Below are 20,618 nucleotides of genomic sequence, written 5' to 3'. Positions count from 1 at the left end.
ACTGAGCGGGAACCTCCATGCGCGACCATCCCCAGAGCACCGCGACGCTCCTGTCCGTCAACGTCGGCCTGCCGAAGGACGTCGCCTGGCAGGGCAAGACGGTGTTCACCGGCGTCTTCAAGGAGCCGGTGAGCGGGCCGCGGCGCGTGCGGCGGCTGAACATCGACGGCGACGGCCAGGGCGACCTCGGCGGCCACGGCGGCGAGATGCGGGCCGTGTTCGTCTACCAGGCCGAGTCCTACCGCTACTGGGAGCACGAGCTCGGCCGCGACGACTTCTCCCACGGGCAGTTCGGCGAGAACTTCACGGTCGACGGGCTCGCCGACGCGGAGGTCTGCATCGGCGACCGGTACCGGATCGGCACCGCCGTCTTCGAGGTCACGCAGCCGCGCGTCACGTGTTACCGCGTCGGCCTCCGGATGAACGACCCGCGCGTGCCGGCGCTGCTGGTCTCCCATCACCGGCCCGGGTTCTACTTCCGCGTGCTGGAGGAGGGCGAGGTCGAGGCCGGGGACGCGATCGTCAAGCTCGCGTCGGGTCCGGAGCAGATGACGGTCGCCGAGGTCGACGCGCTCCTCTACCTGCCCGGCCACCCGCGCCAGCAGCTGCTCCGCGCCCTGCGCATCCCGGCGCTCAGCCCCGGCTGGCAGGGTTCGTTCAAGGCGATGCTCGAGGGCGAGGCGGGCGGCGGCAATGCCGGTCTCGTCGAGGTGAGCCCGCCGCCCGCGTGGCCCGGGTTCCGTCCGCTGACGGTCACCGCGATCGAGCCCGAGAGCGACTCCGTGGTCTCGATCCGGTTCGCGGACCCCGACGGCGCGGCCTTGCCGCCCGCGCGGCCCGGCCAGTACCTGACGCTGCGGCTGCCGTCGGCGCTGCGCAACTACTCGCTCTCCAGCGCGCCGGGCGCGGCCGAGTACCGGATCACCGTCAAGCGCGAGCCGCAGGGTGTCGGCAGCGGGTACCTGCACACGCGGCTCGCGGTCGGCGACGCGGTGGAGGTCGCCGCGCCGCGCGGCACGTTCATCCTCGACGAGACCGAAGCGCCGGTGCTGCTGATCAGCGCCGGCATCGGCGCCACCCCGGTCCTCGCGATGCTGCACGCGCTCGCGGCCGAGCACTCCGAGCGCGAGGTCTGGTGGCTCCACGGCGCGCGCGACGACGCCTTCGCCGCCGAGGCGCGCGAGCTGCTCGCGGCCCTTCCTCACGCGCACGCGCACGTGTTCCGCAGCCGTCCCGACCACGGCGGCCGGCTCACCGCCGCCGCGCTCGCCGCGCTCGACCCGCCGCGCGACGCCCAGGCCTACCTGTGTGGCCCGGGCCCGTTCATGGACGAGCTGAGCGCCGGGCTGGCCGCGCTGGGGTTCGCCGCCGCCCACATCCACACCGAGCCGTTCGGGCCGGCCGCCGGGTTCACGCCCGGCATCGTGGCAACGCCCACCCGCGCGCCCCACGTCCCGTCGGGCGAGCCCGGTACCGGCCCGACGATCGAGTTCGCGCGCAGCAACCTGTCCGTCCCGTGGAGCGACGACTACGCGAGCCTGCTCGAGCTCGCCGAGGCGTGCGACGTGCCCGTCCGCTGGTCCTGCCGCACCGGCGTCTGCCACAGCTGCGAGACGGCGGTGATCGCCGGCGCCGTCGACTACGACCCGGTTCCGGTCGAGCCGCCGGGCGACGGCCGCGCGCTCATCTGCTGCGCCCGTCCGCGGGACGGCGTCGTGCTCGACCTCTGAGCGAACGGAATAGCCCGCCGCGAGAAGCGTCTTCGCTGGCGACGCCACCGAGGAGGAACCATGCGCTTCATCCGCATCAGCACGCTGGCCGTGATCGCCGCGGCCGCCGTTCCCGCCGCCGCCGCGGCCGCTGAACGCCCGCCCGCCACCGGCTCGGACACGGCGATCATCGCCATCCTGATCGGGCAGGTCCACGCGCAGCCGTTCACGCCACCGATCGGCACGAACCACGGGTCGTAGCGCTCCCTCGCCCGCACCGAGGAGTACGGTGCGGGCGATGATCTACGTGGCCGCGGTGCTGGTCGTCGTGACGCTCGTCGCGATGGCCTCGGGCCGGGTCGATCCGCTCGTGGCGCTGGTCGCGGCGTTGGTGCTCGCGGGGGTGCTCGACCTCGCGTCCCCGGAGGCGCTGGCCGCCGGGCTGAGCAACGCGGGCGTGATCACCGTGGCGGCGATGCTCGTGATCGCGCGCGGGATCGTCCAGACGGGGGTCGTGGCGCGCGTGACGTGGGCGCTGCTGTCCTCGACGCACAGCGCGCGCGGCGCTCTCGGCCGGCTGTCCCTGCCGATCGGCGTCGCCTCCGCGTTGATGAACACGACGCCGCTGGTGGCGATGCTGATCCCGGCGGCGCGGCAGCTCGAGCAGACGCGGCGAATCCCGGCGCGCGAGGTGCTGCTGCCGATCGCGCACATCACCACCCTGGCCGGGTCGGTGACGCTGATCGGCACGAGCTCGAACCTCGTCATCGCGGGCCTCGCCGGCGAGCGCGGCGTCGACGTGAGCATGTTCTCGTTCGCGGTGGTCGCGTTGCCCGTGGCGCTCGTGGGCGCCGTGATCATCTTCCTCACGGCCGGGCGCGCGCTGCGCGGCGCGTCGGTCGACGCCGTCGAGGCCAAGCACTGGCGGGTGGAGATCCCGATCAGCGCGTCCGCGCTGGCCGTCGAGCGCCGGGCGTCCGACCTCGGCCTCACGCACACCCGTGACTACGAGCTAACCGCGATCCAGCGCTGGGGCACGACCGTCGCTCCGGACACGCCGATCGAGCCCGACGACGTGCTCGTGTTCGCCGCGACCGAGACCGGCGTCTCCGCGCTCTGGCAGGTGCCGCTGTTCGGCCTCTCGTCGCACCGGCTGTACGCGGCCAGCGTCAGCGCGGGTGAGGGGGCGACGCTCCACGACTTCGAGCGCGACGGGGCAGTGCGGATCATCGCCGCCCGCACCGAGGACCCGCTCCACGAGACCCACCTCAGCGCGGGCGAGACGTGCTTCGTCGCGGCCGACGATCCCGGCGCGATCACCCGCAACCCGGTCGTCGCGCTGTGGCAGGACGCCGCCAACCGCGCCCCGCAGCCCGGCAAGACCGGCGTCGCGCTCGCGATCCTGGCGGGCGTCATCGTCGCCGCGTCGTTCGGGCTGACCCCGGCGGAGCTGGCCGCGTCCGGCGGCGCGATCCTGATGGTCCTGACCGGCGTGCTGAGCCCGCGGACGGCGGCGCACGCGCTGCAGCCGAAGGTCCTGGCGCTGCTCGCCGGGTCGATCGGCCTCGGCGCGATCGTGGTCGGGAGCGGGCTCGCCGACACCATCGCCGACGCGATCTCCGACGCCGGAGGCGGCCGCCTCACGACGCTGATCGTGCTCGCCGTGACCACGACGGTGATGACCAACCTCGTCACGAACGCCGCCACGGCCTCGATCCTCACGCCGGTCGCGATCACCGTCGCCGCCGACCTGGGCGTGGACCCGGTGACCGTGCTCGCCCTCGTCGGCACGTGCGTCTCGCTGACGCTGCTGAACCCGCTCAGCCACCAGTCCAACGTGATGGTGATGCGGCCGGGGAACTACACGGGCGCGGTGTTCGCCCGGTTCGGCGCGCCGATCCTGGTCGGCTGCCTGATCACGGGCTGCGCCGTCGCCTACGCCGCTTGACCAGTCTCGAGCGGCGGGTTGCGCGCGGCGCGCTCGAAGCGCCACCGGAGCGGCGCCGCCCGGTCGAGTCGCACGACCGCGTCGACGCGCAGCTCGACCGCGCGCGCCTCGTCCCAGAGGATCGACGCCCGGCCGGTCACGTAGAGCGTCGTGCCGTCCTCGGGGTCGACGACCGTGAGCCCCAACCGACCGTCGGCCGCGAGGTTGCCGAGCGTGTTGAACATGCGGTTGCCGGGATAGTCGGGCCAGACGATCGTGCGCTCGTCGCGGACCTGGAGGAAGCCGGGACGCCCGCCGCGGTGGGAGACGTCGAGGCCGTCGGGGCCGCGCGTGGCGACGAACGCGGTGTCCGCGGCCGCGAGGAGCTGCCGCGCGCGTGCGTCGATCGCGCCGCTCGCCGCGGGTGGCGCGGGCGTGGCCTCGACGACGGCTTCGACGTCGCGCGCGGTGATGTACTTCGGACAGTTCCCGTAGACCTGCTCGAGCGCGATCGTGACCTCGCCGTCCGCGCTCGTGGCGCGCCCGTTGAGCCGGAGGCGGCGGCGCGTGCTCGGCTCGATCGCGAGCCCGCCCACGGGACCGTCGAGCGCTCCGGTGAGCGGATCGCCCGGCAGCGGCTCGGAGGCGATGACGAGGCTGTGCGGCTCCGGGCTAGAGATGAAGCCGGGCCAGCCGTAGAGCACGCTCGCCCACACACGACCCTCGGCGTCCTCGGCGCCGAGCACGAGCCACAGCTGCTCCTCGAGGAAGTCGCGCGCGACCTCCGGCAGCTCGGTCTCCGCACCGAAGGGGACGCCCGTGACGCCCGCCCGCCGCTGCACGGCAAGTTCTCCCGCGTGATAGCCCATGCCTTCCAGCTTACACGTGGTCACCAGTATAAGTGAATTTACCGGTGACGCACGCGGCCGTGACGAACTGCCTTGTCGCGATTGCCGCACGCCGCCATCGAGCACCAGCGGCGTGTTCCCGGCCGTGACGTGTCGAGGAACCAGAGGACGCAGTCCGGGTTCGCGCACGGCCGCACCCGCTCGCCGTGGGCCTCGAGCAGCGCGACGAGCTGCGCGGCGCACGTCCACGGCACCCGCCACTGCGGCTCCGCGTCCACCTCCGTCTCGACGTGACCCGCGCGGAGCACCGGCCGCTGGCCACCCCGCGCGAGCACCGCGTTGACGCCCGCGACCGCGTCGCGGTCCAGCAGGAGCGAGCGCAACGCCTCCCGCGTCTCCCGCAGCGGGCCGGCCTCGGCAGGCGCGTCCCGCAGGCCGTGGTGGTCGAGCCACCGGCGCGTGCCGGCCGCGTCGGCGAGCAGGTCCCGCAGCCCGGCTTCGGTCATCCACGTAGTGTTCAGCAGGTCCAGCGGCAGCGGCTCGCCGAGTAGCGGGCGAGGATCTTCGAGCGTCACCTCACCAGCATAGGCGCTGATACCGGTTACGGACGAGCGAACCGCGTGTGCTCGACGTCGGCGCCCGTGGCGACCACGACGTCGCTGACCAGGCCCGGCTCGAACAGGCCATGGCCGACCACACCCGGGTCCGCGTCCAGCCGGCGCGCGAGCTCCGCGGGATCGTCGAACGCGCCCGTCCAGTCCGCGATGATGCCGCCGTCGGGGCTCAGCACGCCACCGCGGACCGTCGCCTGCCCGAGGCGCATCAGCGTCGACTCGAGCCCGAATGCGAGCAGCTCGAGCGGCACGGGCGGCGTGAGCCGCGGCACCGGCTTCTCGTGCGAGGCGATGACCACGAACCGCGCGGCCGCCACGGCCACGAGCTTCTCCCGCGTATGCGCGCGCCCGCCGCCCTTGATCAGCCACGGTCCCGGCGCGATCTGGTCCGCCCCGTCGATCGCGATGTCGAGCTCGGGAAGCGCGTCGAACGACTCGACGACCAGCCCGGCGGCGACTGCGGCTTCCGCCGTCGCCACCGACGTCGCGACGCACCGCAGGTTGAGCCCGCGCGCCGCGAGCACCGGGATCAACGGCGCGACCGTCGAGCCCGTCCCGAGCCCGACGCGCATCCCGTCCTCCACCAGGCCGGCGGCGTACGTCGCGGCTGCGTGCTTCTCCGCCTCGCTGGTCGTCACGCTCACCCCCACAATGTCGCACGCCTCAGGGCTGGGCGACCGCCTCGCAACGCGGCCGCGCGCGCGTCGTCCTGCCGCGGACGGGACGGTGCGGGCGTCCAGCGGCTCGGTGGCCTCGTGGCCGAGTGTGGCTCCCGGCCCGGCGCCGCCGCGCCGAAGCGGTGCTGTTCGACGGCCGCGCTCGGCATGCTCGCGGACGGCCTGCCGGTCGAGACCGTCGCGCGCCGTGTCGGCTACCGCAACCCGAGCGCGTTCACATCCGCGTTCCGGCGCGTGACCGGACAGCCGCCCGGTCACGTGACCGGCCGCTGAACGCGCGGTCCCGCGGCATCGCCAGGCTCGCCGTGAACGCCGCGGCGTAGGCGAGCACCGTCGCCGCGCCGTAGCCCATCACCGGCACCGGGACGTCCAGCCCGAGTGGCGCGAGCAGCTGCACGACGACGTACGCGCACAGCGCCGCCTGCGCCGCGCCGACCACCGGCTCACGCGCGCTGCGGCCGTGCAGCGCCGCGCGCACGAACGGCACGGCGAGCAGCGCGCAGGCGACGACGGCGGCCACCCCCAGCCACGGCGCGGCATCCCGCGCGAGCCCGACGATCCCCTCGACCTCCGGCACGGGCGCCAGTGGGTCGCGGCGCGAGAACGTGCCGAGCGCCATCGCCACCACGGCGGCGACGCCGGTGAGGACGACGCCAGACCGCTCCGCGCTCATCAGCAACAGCACCACCGCGCCCGCCGCGAACGCGGACCCCTGCGCGGCGTCGGGCTGCAGCAGGAGCGCGAGCTGCACGAGCACGGCGAGGGCGACCGCCCCGGCCACGCGCCCGCGCGCGAGCAGGTGCGCCATCACCGCCAGCACCCACGGCGCGACGAGCATCGAGACGTCGAGCGAGAGCGGGCCGGCGTCGATCCAGCGGTGCACGCCGTCGTTGCCACCGCCCAGGAAGGTCGCGAGCAGGACGAGGCACAGCACGCCGCCGGTGAACGCTCCCGGCTTGACCGTCGCGCGACGCATCAACAGCACGGCGCCGAACCCGAGCAGGAAGAACGCGACGTTCGCCGCCGGGCGGGAGCTCGCGACGTCTCCCTGGATCATCGCCACCACGCCGACCAGCAGCGCGGGCAGGCCCCACCAATACTCACGAATCCCCGGCACGGCGCGAGAACCTAGGCGCTCCAGGCGAGCGCGACAACGCCTGCAGCGGATCTATCAGGCTTCGCAGCGCGGCGCGGTCACGCGGACCGCGGACGGGACGATCGGGAAGTCGTTGATCAGCCACGTGCCGTCACGCCGGACGAGCCGCCAGGTGCGGCAATCCGGGAACGTGATCGTCGCGCTGGTGCCGGTCTCGTCGACGCGGACGCTCCGGTACTCGCGCGCCGCGGCATGGCGGACCGCGGGCGGCTCCGAACCGGCGTACAGCTCACTCCCGAACGCTTGCAGGCAGGACGGCGCCTTCAGCAACGCCGCCAGGTTCGCCTGGGTCTCCGGCGTCATCAGCGCGCAGACGCGCTCGTAGTCGCCACGCCGCCAGTGGCGGTCGAACGCCCGGACCACGCGCTTGATCTCCACGCTCCGCTGCGGGCCGGCGTCGCCGACCGTCTCGATGCGCCAGCTGGTGGTCTGCGGCTTCGGTTCGGCCACGGTCTCGCCGCACCCGGCGAGCAGCCCTGAGGCGATGAGGACGGCGATCCACCGCATGGTCTGCTTATCGGCAGCCGCCGGGAGGTCTAGAGCGACTACCCCTCAGGCGCGAGCGCCGCGATGACCGCCTCGAGGTAGCCCTGCACGACCTGCTGCTGATCCGCGTCGAGCGAGCGGGAGACCTCGTCGATGGCCGCGATCGCCGGCGCCCACAGGGCGAGGTTCTCGGCCAGCGCCTCCGGCACCGCGACGACGGTCACCCGGCGCCGGTCGCCGGGGTCGCGCCGCCGCTCGACCAGGCCCGCGCGCTCGAGGCGGTCGATGAGGATCGTCGCCGACGCGGCGCGGATGCCGATGCTGCGCGCCAGCTCGGCCGCGCCGAGCGGGCCGCGCCGGTCGAGGACCTCGAGCGCCATCGAGTCCGTGAGGTTGAAGTTCCGCTCCCGCGCCAGCCGGTAGGCCGACTCGTTGGACGCTGCCACGAGCTCCCGCAGCGTCTGGGTGACGGCGGAGAGATCGAGCGAGGGGTCGGGCACGCGCCAAGTCTATCTGGCTGATATTTAGACTATCTAACTACTTGATAGCCTGATCACAATGCAAACTAAGGATCGCGGCGGCGAGCACCTCACCGCCCTGTTGGTGGTCATGTGCCTGGCGCTCGCCCTCGTGGTCGGCGCGACCTCGTCCCTCGCCATCGCGCTCCCCGACCTGGCCGCGGACCTCGGCGCGACGCAAACCCAGCTGACGTGGATCCTCAACGCGTACTCGATCGTCTTCGCCGCCGTCCTGCTGCCCGTGGGGCTGGCCGCGGACCGGTACGGCCGCCGGCCGGCGCTCGTCATCGGGCTCACCGTCTTCGGCGGCGCTTCACTGGCTTCCGCGCTCGCCGACGACGCCACGCTCGTCGCCGTCCTGCGCGCGGTCGCCGGACTCGGGGCCGCGGGCGTGTTCCCCGCCACGCTGTCCGTGCTCATCGACGCGTTCCCGCCCGAGCGACGCGCCCGGGCCGTGTCGGTGTGGGCGGGCGTCACCGGCGCGGCGGCGACGCTGGGGACGTTCATCGGCGGAGGCATGCTGGAGATCTCGGGCTGGGCCGGCATCCAGGTCGTGTTCGGCGTGCTCGCGCTGGCGCTGGTGCCGGGCGTCCTGCGCTTCGTCGGGCCCAGCGGCGACCGCACCATCCGGATCGACCCCGTCGGCGGCGCGCTGGCGGTCGTGGGGCTCGGCGCGCTCGTGTTCGGCGTCATCCGCGCCGGCGACGCTTCGCTCAGCGACGCCCAGGCCCTCGCCGGGATCGTGGTCGGGCTGGTCGCGCTCGGCGGCTTCCTGGCGTGGGAGCTCGCCGCGGACGAGCCGATGCTCGACGTGCGCCTGTTCCGCAACGGCGGGCTGGCGGCCGGGAGCCTGCTGCTCACGCTCCAGTTCTTCGCGGCCTTCGGCTTCTTCCTGCTCACGCCGCAGTACCTGCAGGTCGTGCAGGGCTACTCGGCGATCGAGACCGCGCTGTGCTTCCTGCCGCTGCCGATCGGGGTCGCCTTCGTCACGCCGTTCGTCCCGCGGCTGATGAGCGCGTTCGGCGCCCGCTGGGTCGGCGCGATCGGCATGGCGGTGTTCGCCGCCGCCTTCGTCGTGTTCGTCCTGGTCACCCCCGACGCCGGGTTCTGGGGCTTCGCCGTCGGCCTGGTCCTGCTCGGCGCCGGGTCCGGGCTGGCGCTGACGCCCGGCACCACGCTCGTCGTCAGCGGCCTGCCCGCGGACCGCCGCACGGTCTCCTCGGCCGTCAACGACCTCACGCGCGAAGTCGGCGGCGCGCTCGGCGGCGCCGTGCTCGGCGCGGTCCTGATCGCCGCCTACCAGTCCGACCTGGCCGGCGCGCTCCGGGGCCTCCCCGCGCGCGTCGCCGACCAGGCGTCCGCCGGGATCGCCGGCGCCGGCAGCGCGGCCGGTCAGCTCGGGCCGGCCGGCCCGGACCTGCTTGCCGCCGCTCGCGACGCCTACATCGGCGGCTTCCACGTCGCGCTGCTGGTCGGCGCCGTCGCCGGCCTGCTCGGCGCCGTGGCGTGCGCGCTGCTTGCCCCATCGGGCGCGACCGAGATCACCGACACCGTCTACGCCGACGCCGTTCCGGCTACCTGATCAGTGATGCCCAGCATCCTCATCTCCGGCGCGAGCGTCGCCGGCCCCGCCCTTGCGTACTGGATGGCCACCTCCGGCTGGGACGTCACGGTCGTCGAGCGCGCCGACGCCCTGCGCGAGGAGGGCCAGAACATCGACGTCCGCGGCGCCGGCCGTGACGTCCTGCGCTGGATGGGCCTGGAGGACGAGGTCCGCGCGGCGAACACCGGCGAGCGGGGCACCGAGTTCGTCGACTCGGGCGGCGAGGTCGTGGCCGCGCTCGGCGTCCAGGACGGCGAGCAGGACGGGCCGACCGCCGAGCTCGAGGTCCTGCGCGGCGAGCTCGCGCGCGTGCTCTACGAGCTCACGCCGGACATCGTCGAGTGGCGGTTCGGCGACACCATCGAGGCGCTCAAGCGCCGGCCGGACGGCGTCGACGTGCGCTTCGCGGGTGGGGACGAGCGGACGTTCGACGTCGTCGCCATCGCCGAGGGCCAGCGCTCCGCGACCCGTGACCTCGTGTTCAGCGACGTCACGCTCGAGCCGCTCGGCGTGTACATCGCCTACGCCACGATCCCTCGCGCCGAGCACGACCGCAGGACGTGGCGCTGGTACCACGCCCCCGGCGGCCGCCAGGTCTCGCTGCGGCCGGACAACCTCGGCACCACCCGCGCGATGCTCGGGTTCCTGTCCGACGAGCGCGGCCACGACGAGCGGTCGCGCGAGGAGCAGATCGCGCTGCTGCGCGACGTCTTCGGCGACGCCGGCTGGGAGACCCCGCGGATCCTCGCCGCGCTCGAGGGCGCGGACTTCTACTTCGAGGACCTCGCGATGGTGCACGCGCCGTCCTGGAGCCAGGGGCGCGTCGTCCTGCTCGGCGACGCGGCGCACTGCGTCACGCCGCTGGGCGGCGGTGGCACGAGCCTGGCGCTGATCGACGCGTACGTGCTCGCGCGGGAGCTGTCCGAGCACGCCGAGCCCGCTCGCGCGTTCGCGGCCTACGAGGCGTTCATGCGCCCGGCGGTCGAGGCGGCGCAGCAGCTCCCGCCCGGCGTGCCGCGCGTCGCGTTCCCGGAGAGCCGGCTCGGCGTCCGGTTGCTGCGCGCCGGCGAGAAGCTCGCGCACCTCGCGCAGCGCCTGATCGGCAGTCCCACGCCCGCGATCGACGAGCTCGAGCTGCCGCCGCCCCGCTGAGCGTCAGTCCGAGCTGGTCGACGGGTCGCCGTCGAGCGCCGCGTCGAAGCGCGGGGTGAGCAGCTTCAGCGCCACGGGGACGCTGAGCACGGACGTCTTCGACAGCGCGTCGTAGAGCGGGGAGCTCTCCTGCTCGAACACCTCGCGGCCCTGCTCGTGCACGGCCAGGTCGGCATAGACGGGCGTCTTGCCGATCGCGGCGCGGTCCTTGGCGTCGTGGTGGTCCCAGAGGATCAGGTCGACGTCGAGGAGGTCGGCGCGCTCGTTGGAGACGGTGCCGCCGAAGTCGTCGCCGCCGCCCACGTCGCGCAGCGCGGGCGGGAACGCGAAGCCGAGCTGCGCGAAGAGCTGCGTGTTGGCCGTCTTGGGGCCATAGACGTAGAAGGACCCGTCGCTGAGCGTCGCGTTGATCGCCGTCTTGCCCTTCCACTGGGGATGCTCGGCGGCGGTCTGCTCGATCTGGTCCTCGACCTGCGCCTGGAGCTTGTCGGCCTCCGCGCGCTTGCCGAGCGCGTCGCCGACCAGCTGCAGGTCCTGCTGCCACGAGGCGCCGTAGTCCACGGTGCCGGCGGGCGGCGCGATCGTCGGCGCGAGGCGCGAGAGCTGCGCGTACTCCTTGTCGGTCATCGCCGTGTCGATGCCGACGATCAGGTCGGGGCGCTGCGCGGCGACGCGCTCGATCTCGATGCCGTCCGAGCTGGGCAGGACGGTCGGCAGCGGCGCGGAGCCGAGCTTGGCCTTCGCCCACGACTCGAGCGCGCCGGGGTCCTCGCCGTACCACTCGGTCGTGGCCACCGGGGCGGTGCCGAGCGCGAGCAGCGCGTCCTGCTCACGGATGCCGACGACCACGACGCGTTGGGGCGCCTGCTTGACCGTGGTCGTGCCGTACTTGTGCTCGACGGTGGCCGGGAACGTGCCGGACGGCGTGGCCGTGGCGGCGCTCGCGGTCGGGCGCTCAGCGTCCGAGCCGCAGGCGCTGAAGGTGATGAGGGCCGCGAGCGACAACGCGGCGACGGCCAGGCGGGCGACGGATGAGGGCACGAGTTAGGGTCACCTTATAGCGGCGGTCCAGAGCGTTCCCATGAGCGCCATGTCCGCGGCGTCGTGCAGCTCTCGCGCCGTCAGGACCACGATCGCCGTGCCCTCCTCGCGCCGGACGTGCAGCGAGGTGCCGGTCACGCCGATCCAGCCGTAGCGGCCCGGCGCGTGCCAGGGCTCGGTCGGCTCGACGTCGACCGAACCGCCGTAGCCCCAGCTCTGCCCGGCGAGGTAGGCGCCACCCGCGCGGCGCTGCGCGGGCGCGAGCTGGTCCGAGGTCATCGCCTCGACCGAAGCGGCGGCCAGCACTCCGTCGCCGCCATTGACGAGCATGTGCGCGAAGCGCGAGAGGTCCTCGACCGTGCCGAAGAGCCCGCCGGCGCCGGACGGGAACCGCGGCAGCCGGCGCACGTCCTCGTCGTATCCCGCCGGGACGAGCTCGCCGCCCTGCGCGCGGACCTCCTCCACCAGCGCCCCGCTCGCCGCGAAGCCGGTGCCGCGCATCCCCAGCGGCTCGAGCAGGCGGGCGTGCAACGCCTCCGGGAGCGGCTGACCGGCCGCGCGCGCGAGCACCACGCCGAGCAGGTCGTACGACGTGTCGTAGAGCCACTGCTCACCTGGCTCGAACAGCAGCGGCGTTCTCGCGAGCGCCGCCACCCACACGTCCGGGACGGGCATCCGGTGGCGGTGCCGCCCGTCGCCGACCGCGGCGAGCATCCGCTCGAAGCCCGCCGTCAGCTCGCCCGGGAAGCCCCAGCCGCAGGTTGCGTCGAGCAGGTGCCGGACCCGCACGGGCCCGGCCGCCGGCACGACGGCGTCCCCACGCAGCACGGTCGGCGCCGCGAGCTCCGGCAGCCACCGCCCGATCGGGTCCTCGAGCCCGAGGCCCCCATCCTCGATCAGCCCGAGCGCCAGCGCGCTGACGATCGGCTTGCTGAGCGACGCGAGCCGGAACCGGGTGTCGGGTCCCAGCGGCACACTGCGTGCCAGATCGGCGAACCCGACCGTGACGACCTCGCGGTCGCCGCCGCGGATGACGGCGACGGCCGCGCCCGGGAGCGAGCCGTCCGCGACGAGGCCTTCCAGCACGTCCCGCACCCCGCCGACTCTAGTGTCGCGATTCAGAAGTTCACGACTCTAGATCGACTTGAGCACCCGGACGCGGTCGGCGATCGCGCGCCGGGCGACGTCGGAGTCGAAGGCGATCGAGTCGAACTCGTGCGGGACGCCGGGGTGCAGGTGGAACTCGACCGGCACGCCGGCACGGCTGAGCTTGGTCGCGTAGGCGAGGTCCTCGTCGCGGAAGACGTCGAGCTGGCCGACCTCGATGTACGCGGGTGGCAGGCCGGTCGCGTCCTCGAGCCGGGCGGGCGCCGCCGTGGCCGGGACGTCGGGCCCGCCGGCCGCGTCGCCGAGCAGGGCCGGCCACGCGGTCGCGCTGTCTTCGTAGGACCACAGCGCGTAGGGCGCGATCTGCGGATCGGGGGTCCGCGTGCGGTCGTCGAGCATCGGCATCAGCAGGAGCTGCCGGGCGAGCATCGGGCCGCCGCGCTCGCGCGTGAGGATCGTCAGCGCCGCCGCCAGGCCGCCGCCGGCGCTGTCGCCCATCACGCCGATCCGGTCGGGATCGACGCCCAGCTCGGCGGCGTGCTCGTGCAGCCACAGGAGCGCCGCGTACGCGTCCTCGAGCGGCGTCGGGAACGGGTGCTCGGGCGCGCGGCGGTACTCGACCGAGAGCATCGGCACGCCGCTGGCGGACACGTACCGGGACACGGGACCGTCGAACAGGTCGATGTGCCCGAAGATGTAGCCGCCACCGTGGAAGAACAGCGCGGCCGGTCCCGGCGTCGCGCCGTCCTTGACGTACCAGCGCAGCTTGATCGGCGTGCCGTCCGCGGCGGTGGCGAAGTGCTCGCTCGTGGTCACGTCGGCCGGGATCGGCTGGGCCGTGCCGGCGGCGCCGATGATCGGCTCCCACACGGTCCGGCGGGCGGCGATGTCGCCGACCGGCGGAGGGGTGAAGCCGGCCATCGGGGCCAGGGCCGCGGCGACTTCGGGATCGAGGGTGAAAGCCATGACGTCAGGCCCCGGCCGGGACGACGATGACCTTGCCGCCCGGCAGCTCGCCCGCCGCGGCCCGCGCGTGGAGCGCCGGCAGCTCGGCCAGCGGCACGCGCTCGGCGACCTCGACGCGCAGCTCGCCGCCGTCGACCAGCGCCACCAGGCGCGCGAGCTGCTCGGCGTCGCTGCGGACGAAGACGGTGGAGGCGCGCACGCCGCGGGACTCGTCGCCGGGCGTCGGCATCCACGCGGTCGTGCTGACCACGGCGCCGCCGTCGCGGACGAGCGGGACCAGCGCGGCGAACGCCTCGGGGTCGAGCGGGGCGAGGTTGAGCAGGACGTCGATCGGCTCGGCCGTGGTCAGCGCGCTGGTGGTGTGGTCGATGACCTCGTCCGCGCCCGCCGCCTTGACGCGCTCGGCGCTGCGGGGGCTGGCCGTGGCGATCACGTGCACGCCGGCCTGCTTGGCCAGCTGCACCGCGTAGCTGCCGACCGCGCCGCCCGCGCCGGTGATCAGCACGCGCTGGCCGGCCTTCAGCTCGCCGAGCTCGAACAGCGCCTGGTCGGCGGTGAGCGCCACCGACGGCAGCGCTGCCGCGTCGGCCAGCGGCAGGCTCGTGGGCGCCGCGGTCAGGCTCTCGGCGGGAGCGACGACGTACTCGGCGGAGGCGCCGTCGGCCGTCATCGGCAGGAAGCCGACGACCGCGTCGCCGACCGCCACGGCGTCGACGCCGTCACCCAGCGCCTCGACCGTGCCCGACACGTCGTAGCCCGGCGTGTGCGGCAGCGTCGTCGGGATCGGGCCCTGCATGAAGCCGGCGCGGATGTTCGCGTCGACCGGGTTGAACGCCGTCGCCGCGACGCGGACCAGCACCTCGCCGGCGCCGGGGACAAGGGTCTCGACGTCCTCGTAACGGAGGACGTCGGCGTCGCCGTACTCGTGGAATCGCACTGCCTTCATGGGGAGCCTCATTTCGGTGGAGTTTCGATGTGCTTCAAATTCGAAGCATCTTTCGGTCAAGGTAGCACTGCTTCAAATTTGAAGCAAGTACACTTCTCGTCATGGCCGACTCGCCGTCCCTCGACCCCGCCCAGCTCGGCGCCTACTTCGCGCTGATCGAGGTGACGAGCCTGCTGCGCCACGCGGTCGAGCAGCAGCTGCGCGAAGCGGGCGACCTCAGCTACGTGCAGTTCCAGCTGCTGGCCACGCTCGGGGACGCGCCGACGGGCAGCCGGCGCATGACCGACCTGGCCGACGGCGTCGTCTACAGCCGCAGCGCGCTGACCTACCAAGCCGGCCTGCTCGAGAAGTCGGGCCTGATCACGCGCGCCCCCGACCCGGACGACGAGCGCGGCACGATGGTCACGATCACCGACGCCGGCCGCGAACGGCTGACGCAGGTGTTCCCCGGCCACATCGAGATCGTCAAGGGCCTGCTGTTCGAGCCGCTCTCCGCCGACGACGTGCAGACGCTCGCCGGCCTGCTGACGCCGGTGCGCGACCACATGCGCGCGACGCCGCCGCGGTCGGCCGCTCCGCGTCGGCGCAAACGGACCTAGGACGGCGGCAACAGCTCCATGCCGTAGTCGGGCGCCCGCTCGATCGCGCGCCGCAGCCGTGCCTGGCGCTCCTCGTCGGTGAGCTCGGGCGCCGGTGACGTGCGTGAGTCCACGCGATCGCCGAACTCCGCGAAGAACCGCTCGAGCCCGGCCGGGACCGCGGTGCACAGCATCCGCGCCGGGACGTCGCCGCCGTTGCGGAACGCGTGCGGCGCGTTGGCCGGGATGTTCACGGTCCCGCCGGCCTCGAGGCGCACCGGCGGGCCGTCGCGGAGCGTGACCTCGACCGCGCCCTCCAGCACGTGGAAGCACTCCTCGAAGTCGTGCCGGTGCGGCGGCGGCCCGGCGCCGACGGGGATCAGCATGTCGATCAGCGCGAAGCGCCCCGCGGTCTGCTCGCCGCTCAACAGCACGGTGTAGGTGTCGCCGACCACGGCAAGGTGCAGCAGGTCGGGGTCGTCGGGACGGGCGACCGCCAGGCCGCGCGTCGGATCGTCGTCAGGCAGGGCGCTCATGCAGGTCCTCGGTCGTATTGCGGATGATTTCGTCCGCTTCCGTTCCGGACGATACCATCCGTTTAGGGTCGCTGCGAGAATCGCCGACGTGCCACCGGGCGCCGCACGCCAGCCACGCAAGGACGCCGCCGCCAACCGCGAGCGGGTGCTCGACGCCGCGACCGAGCTGGTCCGGCGCGAGGGCGAGAAGGTGCCGATGGCCGACATCGCCGGCCACGCCGGCGTGGGCATCGGGACCGTCTACCGGCACTTCGCCACCCGCGAGGACCTGCTGCACGCGCTGGTGCACCGGTCGTTCGAGCTGGCGCTCGCCAACGCGCGTGCGGCCGCCGCCCACTCCGGCCCGGCGCTCGACGGGGTCCGCGCGTTCCTCGCCGCCACCCTGCGCGACCGCGACCGCTTCGTCCTCCCGCTGCACGGCGGCCCGGTGCGGTTCGACCCCGCCATCCGCGCGCTGCAGGCCGAGGTGCGCGTCCACCTCCAGGGTCTGCTCGACCGGGGTCAGGCGGCGGGCGACCTCCGCGCCGACCTCACCCCTGAGGACCTGATCGTCAGCGCCTCGCTGCTCTCACGCCCGCTCCCCGCCGTGGACGACTGGGACCGGCGCGCGGGCCGCCACATCGACCTGCTGCTCAGTGGACTCGCTGCGCGGAGGCCGTGAGCGCGGCGAGGATGGACTGCACGGCGGTGGTCCCGGTCAGCGCTGAGCGCGTGACGGCGTAGACGTCGCGGCGCGGCTCGTTGTCGGGCGTGAGCGGGCGCACGACGACGTCCGCGCGCAGGACGCCGAGCGCGAGCGACGGAAGCAGCGCGAGGCCCAGGCCGGCGGCGACGAAGCCCTGCGCCGGTGAGTAGTCGTCGGCCTCGGCGACCCAGTGCGGCGTGAACCCGGCCCGCTCGAACGCCGCGTGCGCCTCGACGCGGCAGCAGCCCTTGTGCAGCCGCAGGTCGACCCAGGTCTCCTCGCGCGCGTCCGCGAGCCGCACGACGTCCCGCGTGGCGAGCCGATGGCCTTTGGGGAGCAGCAAGCGGTATGGGTCGGGCAGCAGGAAGTGGTAGGCGAGGCCGTCCTCGTGCTCGTCCGGCGGCCCGTGCAGCTCGATCAGCGCGACGTCGACGAGCCCGCGGCGCAGCAACGCGAGCGCGTCCTCGGGGTCCGCGTTGCGCAGCGTGACCTCCAGCGCGGGCAGCTCGGCGCGCACCTGCGCCAGCGCGGGCGGGACGAGCGCCGCGCCCGCGGACGCGAAGGAGGCCAGCCGGAGGCTGCCGAGCTGGCCGGCGTTGAGCGCGATCAGCTCGGACTCCGCCTGGGCGAGCTGCTCGAAGATCCGCTCGGCGTGCTGTGAGAGCAGCTCGCCGGCGGGCGTCGGCCGCACGCCGCGGCCGGCCGGCTCGAGCAGCACGGAGCTCGTCTCCCGCTCCAGCGCGGAGATCTGCTGGCTGATCGCCGAGGACGAATAGCCGAGCGCCGCCGCCGCTTCCTTCACCGACCCGGTGGTGGCGACCGCGTGCAGGGCTTGCAACCGGCGAGGATCGAGCACGACTTGCACTGTACGCCCCTGCTTAAGAGTCGTCCAGATACCTTTGCTTGAACTTCACGCTAACCGCGCCCACGATGGAGGTGTGCAGAGCAACCAACGAACCATCCTGCGGCGCGTGTACTTCGCGCAGGGGCTCGGCTCGACGATCGAGGGCGTCGGGCTCTCGGCCGCGGTCCTGTACTTCAGCGTGCATGTCGGGCTCGCGCCCGCCGCGATCGGCGTCGTGCTGACCGTGGCCACACTCCTGGCCCTCGCGCTCGTCGTGCCGATCGGGATCCTCGCCGACGTGATCGGCCTGAAGGTCGCGGCGGTCGCCCTGAGCACGCTCGTGGTCGCCGCGTTCGCCACCTACGCGGTCGCCCACGGGCTGTGGCTGTACGCCGTCGGCGCCTGCCTGTTCATGGTCTCCCAGGCCGGGCTCGGCGCGATCCGCCAGGCGATCGTCGCCGACAACGTGGACGCGCACGCGCGCGTGCGAGGCCGCGCGGTGATGCAGACGCTGATCAACGCCGGCATGGGCCTCGGAACGGTCCTCGGCACGATCGCCGCGGTCGCGGGCGGCGACACGCTGTTCGTGGTCGCGTTCGCGTTCGCGGCCGGGCTCGCGCTGATCTGCACCGCGATCCTCGCCCGCCTGCCGATCGCGGCGCGCACCAAGGGCGCGCCGCGCCAGCGCCCTGGTCTGATCGCGCTGCGCGACCGCCGCTTCGTCGGCATCTGCGGGCTCGCCTCGATCGTGCTGCTGACGATGCCGATCGTCGCCGTCCTGCTCCCGCTGTGGATCACGGACCGCCTCGACGCGCCCGACTGGATGGCGCCGGTCACGCTCGGCCTCAACGCGCTGCTGGTGATCTGCACCCAGACGCGCTGGACCGCGCGCGTCTCGTCCGACACGCGCGCCGCCGGCTCGCTCGCGCTCGGCGCCACGACGCTGCTCGCCGGCTGCGCCCTGATCGGCGCCGCCGCGCTGACCACCGGCGCGGTCACCGCCACGCTGCTCGCCGGCACCACGCTGCTGACCGTGGGGGAGATCACGGCCGGCGCGGGCATGTGGCACCTCGCCTTCACCCGCATCCCGACCACGGCGCCGGGCCAGTACCAGGCCGTCTACGGCATGTCCTCGTCCGTCGCGCGCGTGCTCGGCCCGCTGGCCGCGCTGCCGCTCATCCTCGCCGCCGGCGCGACCGGCTGGATCGTGCTCGGGCTCGTCATCGCCGGCGCCACGACGAGCCTGTGCGTGCTCGCCCTGCGCGACGCGCGCTCAGCCGACGTCGCGGCCGGTGCCCGACGGGTGGTACAGCCGCGTGCCGCGTAGCGCGTCGGGCATGAACGACACCTGCTCGCCGCCCGGCTGGGAGGCGTGGACGTAGCCCTTGCCGTGACCGAGCTCCGAGTCCACCGAGGTGCTCGCGTTGCGCAGGTGCGGCGGGACGGGGTAGGCGGGCGAGGCCTCGATCAGCGCCTCGGCGGCCTTGAGCCCGTGGTACGCCGCCCAGCTCTTCGGCGACTGCGCCAGGTAGCTCGTGACCGCGGCGAGCGGGATCCAGCACTCCGGCGCGCCGACGCGCTCCACGGCGTCGAAGGCCGAGTTCGCCACCGCGAGCGCGCCGGGCGCGGCGGTGCCGATCTCCTCGCCGGCGGCGACGATCAAGCGGCGCGCCACCACCTTCGGGTCGGCCCCGCCGTGCTTGAGCCGGGCCAGCCAGTACAGCGACGCGTCGGTGCTCGACCCGCGGATGCTCTTGATCAGCGCGCTGATGATCGCGTAGTACTCGTCCTTGGCGCTGTAGGTGCCGGGCCGCGCGCCCAGCGCCGCGAGGAGGTGTGACTCGTCGATCTCGCCACCGTCGGGCAGCGTGGTCGCGGCGTCCTGCAGCGCGTTGAGCGTGGAGCGGGCGTCGCCGTCGGCGTGCAGCAGCAGGCGCGTGACCGCCGCCTCGGTGAGCGTGTACGAGCCGGCCAGCCCGCGCTCACGGTCGGCCAGCGCCCGCGTGATCACCGCGCGCAGGTCTTCGTCCGACAGCGGCGTGAGCGGATAGATCTTCAGCCGCGACCGCAGCGCGCGCACGATCTCGTGCCCCGGATGCTCCGTGGTCGCGCCGATCAGCGTGATCGTCCCGTCCTCGACGTGCGGGAGCAGCGCGTCCTGCTGGGACTTTGACCAGCGCGCGATCTCGTCGATGAACAGCAGCGTCCGCTGCCCCATCGCACGCCGCTCGGTCGCGCGGGCGACGATCTTGCGCAGCTCGCCGATGCCGTCCGTGACCGCGTTCAGCGACTCGAACGCCGCCGAGCTCTCGCTCGCGATCGCCTTCGCGATCGTGGTCTTCCCGCAGCCCGGCGGGCCCCAGAGGATCATCGAGTGCGGTTGGCCGTCGGCCAGCGCGCGCCGCAGCGTCCCGCGCGGATCGGTCACCTCGCGCTGCCCGACGACCTCCTCGAGGGATCGCGGGCGCATCCGCTCCGCGAGCGGGGCGAACGGACCCGCTCGCTCGATGTCGTCGAACAGCATCACGCCGCGCACGTTAGGAGGCGTCGCGGACGCCTCAGCCGGCCAGCCGCCGCAACTTGTCTATGTCGGCTTCGACACCCGCCCGGAGCACCTCGGCCTGCCGGCGCAGGTTGTCGAGATCCTCGCCCTGGCGAATGTGCTTGCTCACTGGCATCTCCGGACCTCGGGCGTCCGGCGCGAACGAGATGTCCGCCTCGTCGAGGACGACGAGCCTGCGGTGATCGAGCGCGACCTCGGTGATCACGGGCCGCTGGAATGCGACGATGTCCCCCTCGCGCAGTCGCGAGGCCGGGTCGCCGGTCGACACCACTCGGCCACGACCGGGCGACTCGAACTCGTTGTCGCCGAGTACCTCGAGGACGACCTGATTCCCGTATGTCTCGATGTTCATGTCGATCCGACCTATGACTCGTCGTTGCCACGTTCGCTGGGTGACCGGATGCCGAGCGCTTCCTCGAGCTGGTCGATCCGCCGATTGAGCTTCTCGATCGCGTCCGCGGTCACACCCACGGCCTCTTTGGCGAACTCGATCGGTCCCACCTTGAGCGGCAGACGCTCATGTGAGGTGTGCCAGAACACAAAGCCGACCAACCCGACGGCGCCTAGGAGCGCACCTGCGCGCTGGACGTGAAAGAGCGGTACCCAATTGAGCGCGGCACCCGGGAGCTTCTCGGTGCCGTCCTTGTCCACCGGGACACCCG

24 protein-coding genes are annotated in these 20,618 nt (G+C 73.7%); 9 read left to right on the top strand and 15 right to left on the bottom strand.

Going from position 1 to position 20,618, the window contains the following annotated elements:
* The first annotated feature begins 17 nt into the window (after positions 1–17).
* The 3 genes from OJ997_RS05760 to OJ997_RS05750 are packed head-to-tail and all read left to right on the top strand — an operon-like array spanning position 18 to position 3,657.
* Positions 18–1,730 (top strand): MOSC and FAD-binding oxidoreductase domain-containing protein, encoded by a 1,713-nt coding sequence (locus OJ997_RS05760; protein ID WP_270024100.1) that lies wholly within the window; start codon positions 18–20, stop codon positions 1,728–1,730.
* A 60-nt stretch (positions 1,731–1,790) separates the two neighbouring features.
* Complete coding sequence (locus tag OJ997_RS05755) at positions 1,791–1,970, top strand: hypothetical protein (RefSeq protein ID WP_270024099.1); 180 nt, start codon at positions 1,791–1,793, stop codon at positions 1,968–1,970.
* 37 nt (positions 1,971–2,007) lie between these two features.
* Positions 2,008–3,657: an SLC13 family permease gene (locus OJ997_RS05750; RefSeq protein ID WP_270024098.1), complete on the top strand. Its 1,650-nt coding sequence runs from the start codon at positions 2,008–2,010 to the stop codon at positions 3,655–3,657.
* Here OJ997_RS05750 and OJ997_RS05745 read toward each other — a convergent pair.
* From OJ997_RS05745 to rpiA, 3 genes are read right to left on the bottom strand one after another with little or no spacing between them, the layout of a single operon-like run.
* The gene (locus tag OJ997_RS05745; RefSeq protein ID WP_270024097.1) at positions 3,645–4,529 is read right to left on the bottom strand and encodes a pyridoxamine 5'-phosphate oxidase family protein; all 885 of its coding nucleotides are present in this window, start codon (positions 4,527–4,529) and stop codon (positions 3,645–3,647) included. The genes OJ997_RS05750 and OJ997_RS05745 overlap by 13 nt on opposite strands.
* Positions 4,530–4,543: 14 nt before the next feature.
* Complete coding sequence (locus OJ997_RS05740) at positions 4,544–5,059, bottom strand: CGNR zinc finger domain-containing protein (RefSeq protein ID WP_270024096.1); 516 nt, start codon at positions 5,057–5,059, stop codon at positions 4,544–4,546.
* Between the two features lie 26 nt (positions 5,060–5,085).
* Positions 5,086–5,742, bottom strand: a complete 657-nt coding sequence (gene rpiA / locus OJ997_RS05735; RefSeq protein ID WP_270024095.1) for a ribose 5-phosphate isomerase A — start codon at positions 5,740–5,742, stop codon at positions 5,086–5,088.
* Positions 5,743–5,922: 180 nt separating this feature from the next.
* Here rpiA and OJ997_RS38060 point away from each other — a divergent pair, with 180 nt between their 5' ends.
* Positions 5,923–6,048: a helix-turn-helix domain-containing protein gene (locus OJ997_RS38060; protein ID WP_372517872.1), complete on the top strand. Its 126-nt coding sequence runs from the start codon at positions 5,923–5,925 to the stop codon at positions 6,046–6,048.
* Here OJ997_RS38060 and OJ997_RS05730 read toward each other — a convergent pair.
* The 3 genes from OJ997_RS05730 to OJ997_RS05720 are packed head-to-tail and all read right to left on the bottom strand — an operon-like array spanning position 5,990 to position 7,917.
* Positions 5,990–6,892: a hypothetical protein gene (locus OJ997_RS05730; protein WP_270024094.1), complete on the bottom strand. Its 903-nt coding sequence runs from the start codon at positions 6,890–6,892 to the stop codon at positions 5,990–5,992. The two genes, OJ997_RS38060 and OJ997_RS05730, sit on opposite strands and share 59 nt — an antisense overlap.
* 54 nt (positions 6,893–6,946) lie before the next feature.
* Positions 6,947–7,438 (bottom strand): hypothetical protein, encoded by a 492-nt coding sequence (locus tag OJ997_RS05725; RefSeq protein WP_270024093.1) that lies wholly within the window; start codon positions 7,436–7,438, stop codon positions 6,947–6,949.
* A gap of 38 nt (positions 7,439–7,476) precedes the next feature.
* Entirely contained in the window at positions 7,477–7,917 is a 441-nt protein-coding gene (locus tag OJ997_RS05720; RefSeq protein WP_270024092.1) for a MarR family winged helix-turn-helix transcriptional regulator, read from the bottom strand.
* A 58-nt stretch (positions 7,918–7,975) separates the two neighbouring features.
* Between OJ997_RS05720 and OJ997_RS05715 the strand changes: the two genes are divergently transcribed.
* Both OJ997_RS05715 and OJ997_RS05710 read left to right on the top strand, forming a co-directional pair.
* A complete protein-coding gene (locus OJ997_RS05715; RefSeq protein ID WP_270024091.1) occupies positions 7,976–9,517 on the top strand; it encodes an MFS transporter in 1,542 nt (513 codons plus the stop codon).
* Between the two features lie 6 nt (positions 9,518–9,523).
* Positions 9,524–10,690, top strand: coding sequence for an FAD-dependent monooxygenase (locus OJ997_RS05710; RefSeq protein ID WP_270024090.1), 1,167 nt, complete (start codon positions 9,524–9,526; stop codon positions 10,688–10,690).
* A gap of 3 nt (positions 10,691–10,693) precedes the next feature.
* Here the strand turns inward: OJ997_RS05710 and OJ997_RS05705 are convergent, their stop codons facing one another.
* From OJ997_RS05705 to OJ997_RS05690, 4 genes are read right to left on the bottom strand one after another with little or no spacing between them, the layout of a single operon-like run.
* On the bottom strand, positions 10,694–11,731 hold the full coding sequence (locus OJ997_RS05705) for an ABC transporter substrate-binding protein (RefSeq protein ID WP_270024089.1): 1,038 nt from the start codon (positions 11,729–11,731) through the stop codon (positions 10,694–10,696).
* Between the two features lie 9 nt (positions 11,732–11,740).
* Positions 11,741–12,826, bottom strand: a complete 1,086-nt coding sequence (locus OJ997_RS05700; protein WP_270024088.1) for a serine hydrolase domain-containing protein — start codon at positions 12,824–12,826, stop codon at positions 11,741–11,743.
* 39 nt (positions 12,827–12,865) lie between these two features.
* Entirely contained in the window at positions 12,866–13,804 is a 939-nt protein-coding gene (locus OJ997_RS05695; protein WP_270024087.1) for an alpha/beta hydrolase, read from the bottom strand.
* 4 nt (positions 13,805–13,808) lie between these two features.
* Complete coding sequence (locus OJ997_RS05690) at positions 13,809–14,750, bottom strand: NADP-dependent oxidoreductase (protein ID WP_270024086.1); 942 nt, start codon at positions 14,748–14,750, stop codon at positions 13,809–13,811.
* A 101-nt stretch (positions 14,751–14,851) separates the two neighbouring features.
* Here OJ997_RS05690 and OJ997_RS05685 point away from each other — a divergent pair, with 101 nt between their 5' ends.
* The gene (locus OJ997_RS05685; protein ID WP_270024085.1) at positions 14,852–15,349 is read left to right on the top strand and encodes a MarR family winged helix-turn-helix transcriptional regulator; all 498 of its coding nucleotides are present in this window, start codon (positions 14,852–14,854) and stop codon (positions 15,347–15,349) included.
* Here OJ997_RS05685 and OJ997_RS05680 read toward each other — a convergent pair.
* A complete protein-coding gene (locus tag OJ997_RS05680) occupies positions 15,346–15,864 on the bottom strand; it encodes a cupin domain-containing protein (RefSeq protein WP_270024084.1) in 519 nt (172 codons plus the stop codon). The genes OJ997_RS05685 and OJ997_RS05680 overlap by 4 nt on opposite strands.
* Positions 15,865–15,952: 88 nt before the next feature.
* Between OJ997_RS05680 and OJ997_RS05675 the strand changes: the two genes are divergently transcribed.
* Positions 15,953–16,525 carry a TetR/AcrR family transcriptional regulator gene (locus tag OJ997_RS05675; RefSeq protein WP_270024082.1) on the top strand — a complete coding sequence of 191 codons (573 nt, stop codon included), beginning with the start codon at positions 15,953–15,955 and terminating at the stop codon, positions 16,523–16,525.
* Here the strand turns inward: OJ997_RS05675 and OJ997_RS05670 are convergent.
* Positions 16,497–17,405, bottom strand: coding sequence for a LysR family transcriptional regulator (locus tag OJ997_RS05670; RefSeq protein WP_270024081.1), 909 nt, complete (start codon positions 17,403–17,405; stop codon positions 16,497–16,499). The two genes, OJ997_RS05675 and OJ997_RS05670, sit on opposite strands and share 29 nt — an antisense overlap.
* Positions 17,406–17,487: 82 nt before the next feature.
* Here OJ997_RS05670 and OJ997_RS05665 point away from each other — a divergent pair, with 82 nt between their 5' ends.
* Positions 17,488–18,720: an MFS transporter gene (locus OJ997_RS05665; protein ID WP_270024080.1), complete on the top strand. Its 1,233-nt coding sequence runs from the start codon at positions 17,488–17,490 to the stop codon at positions 18,718–18,720.
* On the opposite strand, the gene OJ997_RS05660 is transcribed toward OJ997_RS05665, so the two are convergent.
* The 3 genes from OJ997_RS05660 to OJ997_RS05650 are packed head-to-tail and all read right to left on the bottom strand — an operon-like array spanning position 18,667 to position 20,607.
* Positions 18,667–19,917 carry a replication-associated recombination protein A gene (locus OJ997_RS05660; protein WP_270024079.1) on the bottom strand — a complete coding sequence of 417 codons (1,251 nt, stop codon included), beginning with the start codon at positions 19,915–19,917 and terminating at the stop codon, positions 18,667–18,669. The two genes, OJ997_RS05665 and OJ997_RS05660, sit on opposite strands and share 54 nt — an antisense overlap.
* 34 nt (positions 19,918–19,951) lie before the next feature.
* The gene (locus OJ997_RS05655) at positions 19,952–20,308 is read right to left on the bottom strand and encodes a hypothetical protein (RefSeq protein ID WP_270024078.1); all 357 of its coding nucleotides are present in this window, start codon (positions 20,306–20,308) and stop codon (positions 19,952–19,954) included.
* Between the two features lie 11 nt (positions 20,309–20,319).
* Entirely contained in the window at positions 20,320–20,607 is a 288-nt protein-coding gene (locus OJ997_RS05650; RefSeq protein WP_270024077.1) for a hypothetical protein, read from the bottom strand.
* Between the last annotated feature and the right edge of the window lie 11 nt (positions 20,608–20,618).

The sequence above is a fragment of the Solirubrobacter phytolaccae genome (assembly GCF_027587195.1).
GTDB classification, from domain to species: domain Bacteria; phylum Actinomycetota; class Thermoleophilia; order Solirubrobacterales; family Solirubrobacteraceae; genus Solirubrobacter; species Solirubrobacter phytolaccae.
The sequence above is the reverse complement of the archived record's forward strand: the minus strand, read 5'-3'. Positions and strand labels throughout refer to the sequence as shown.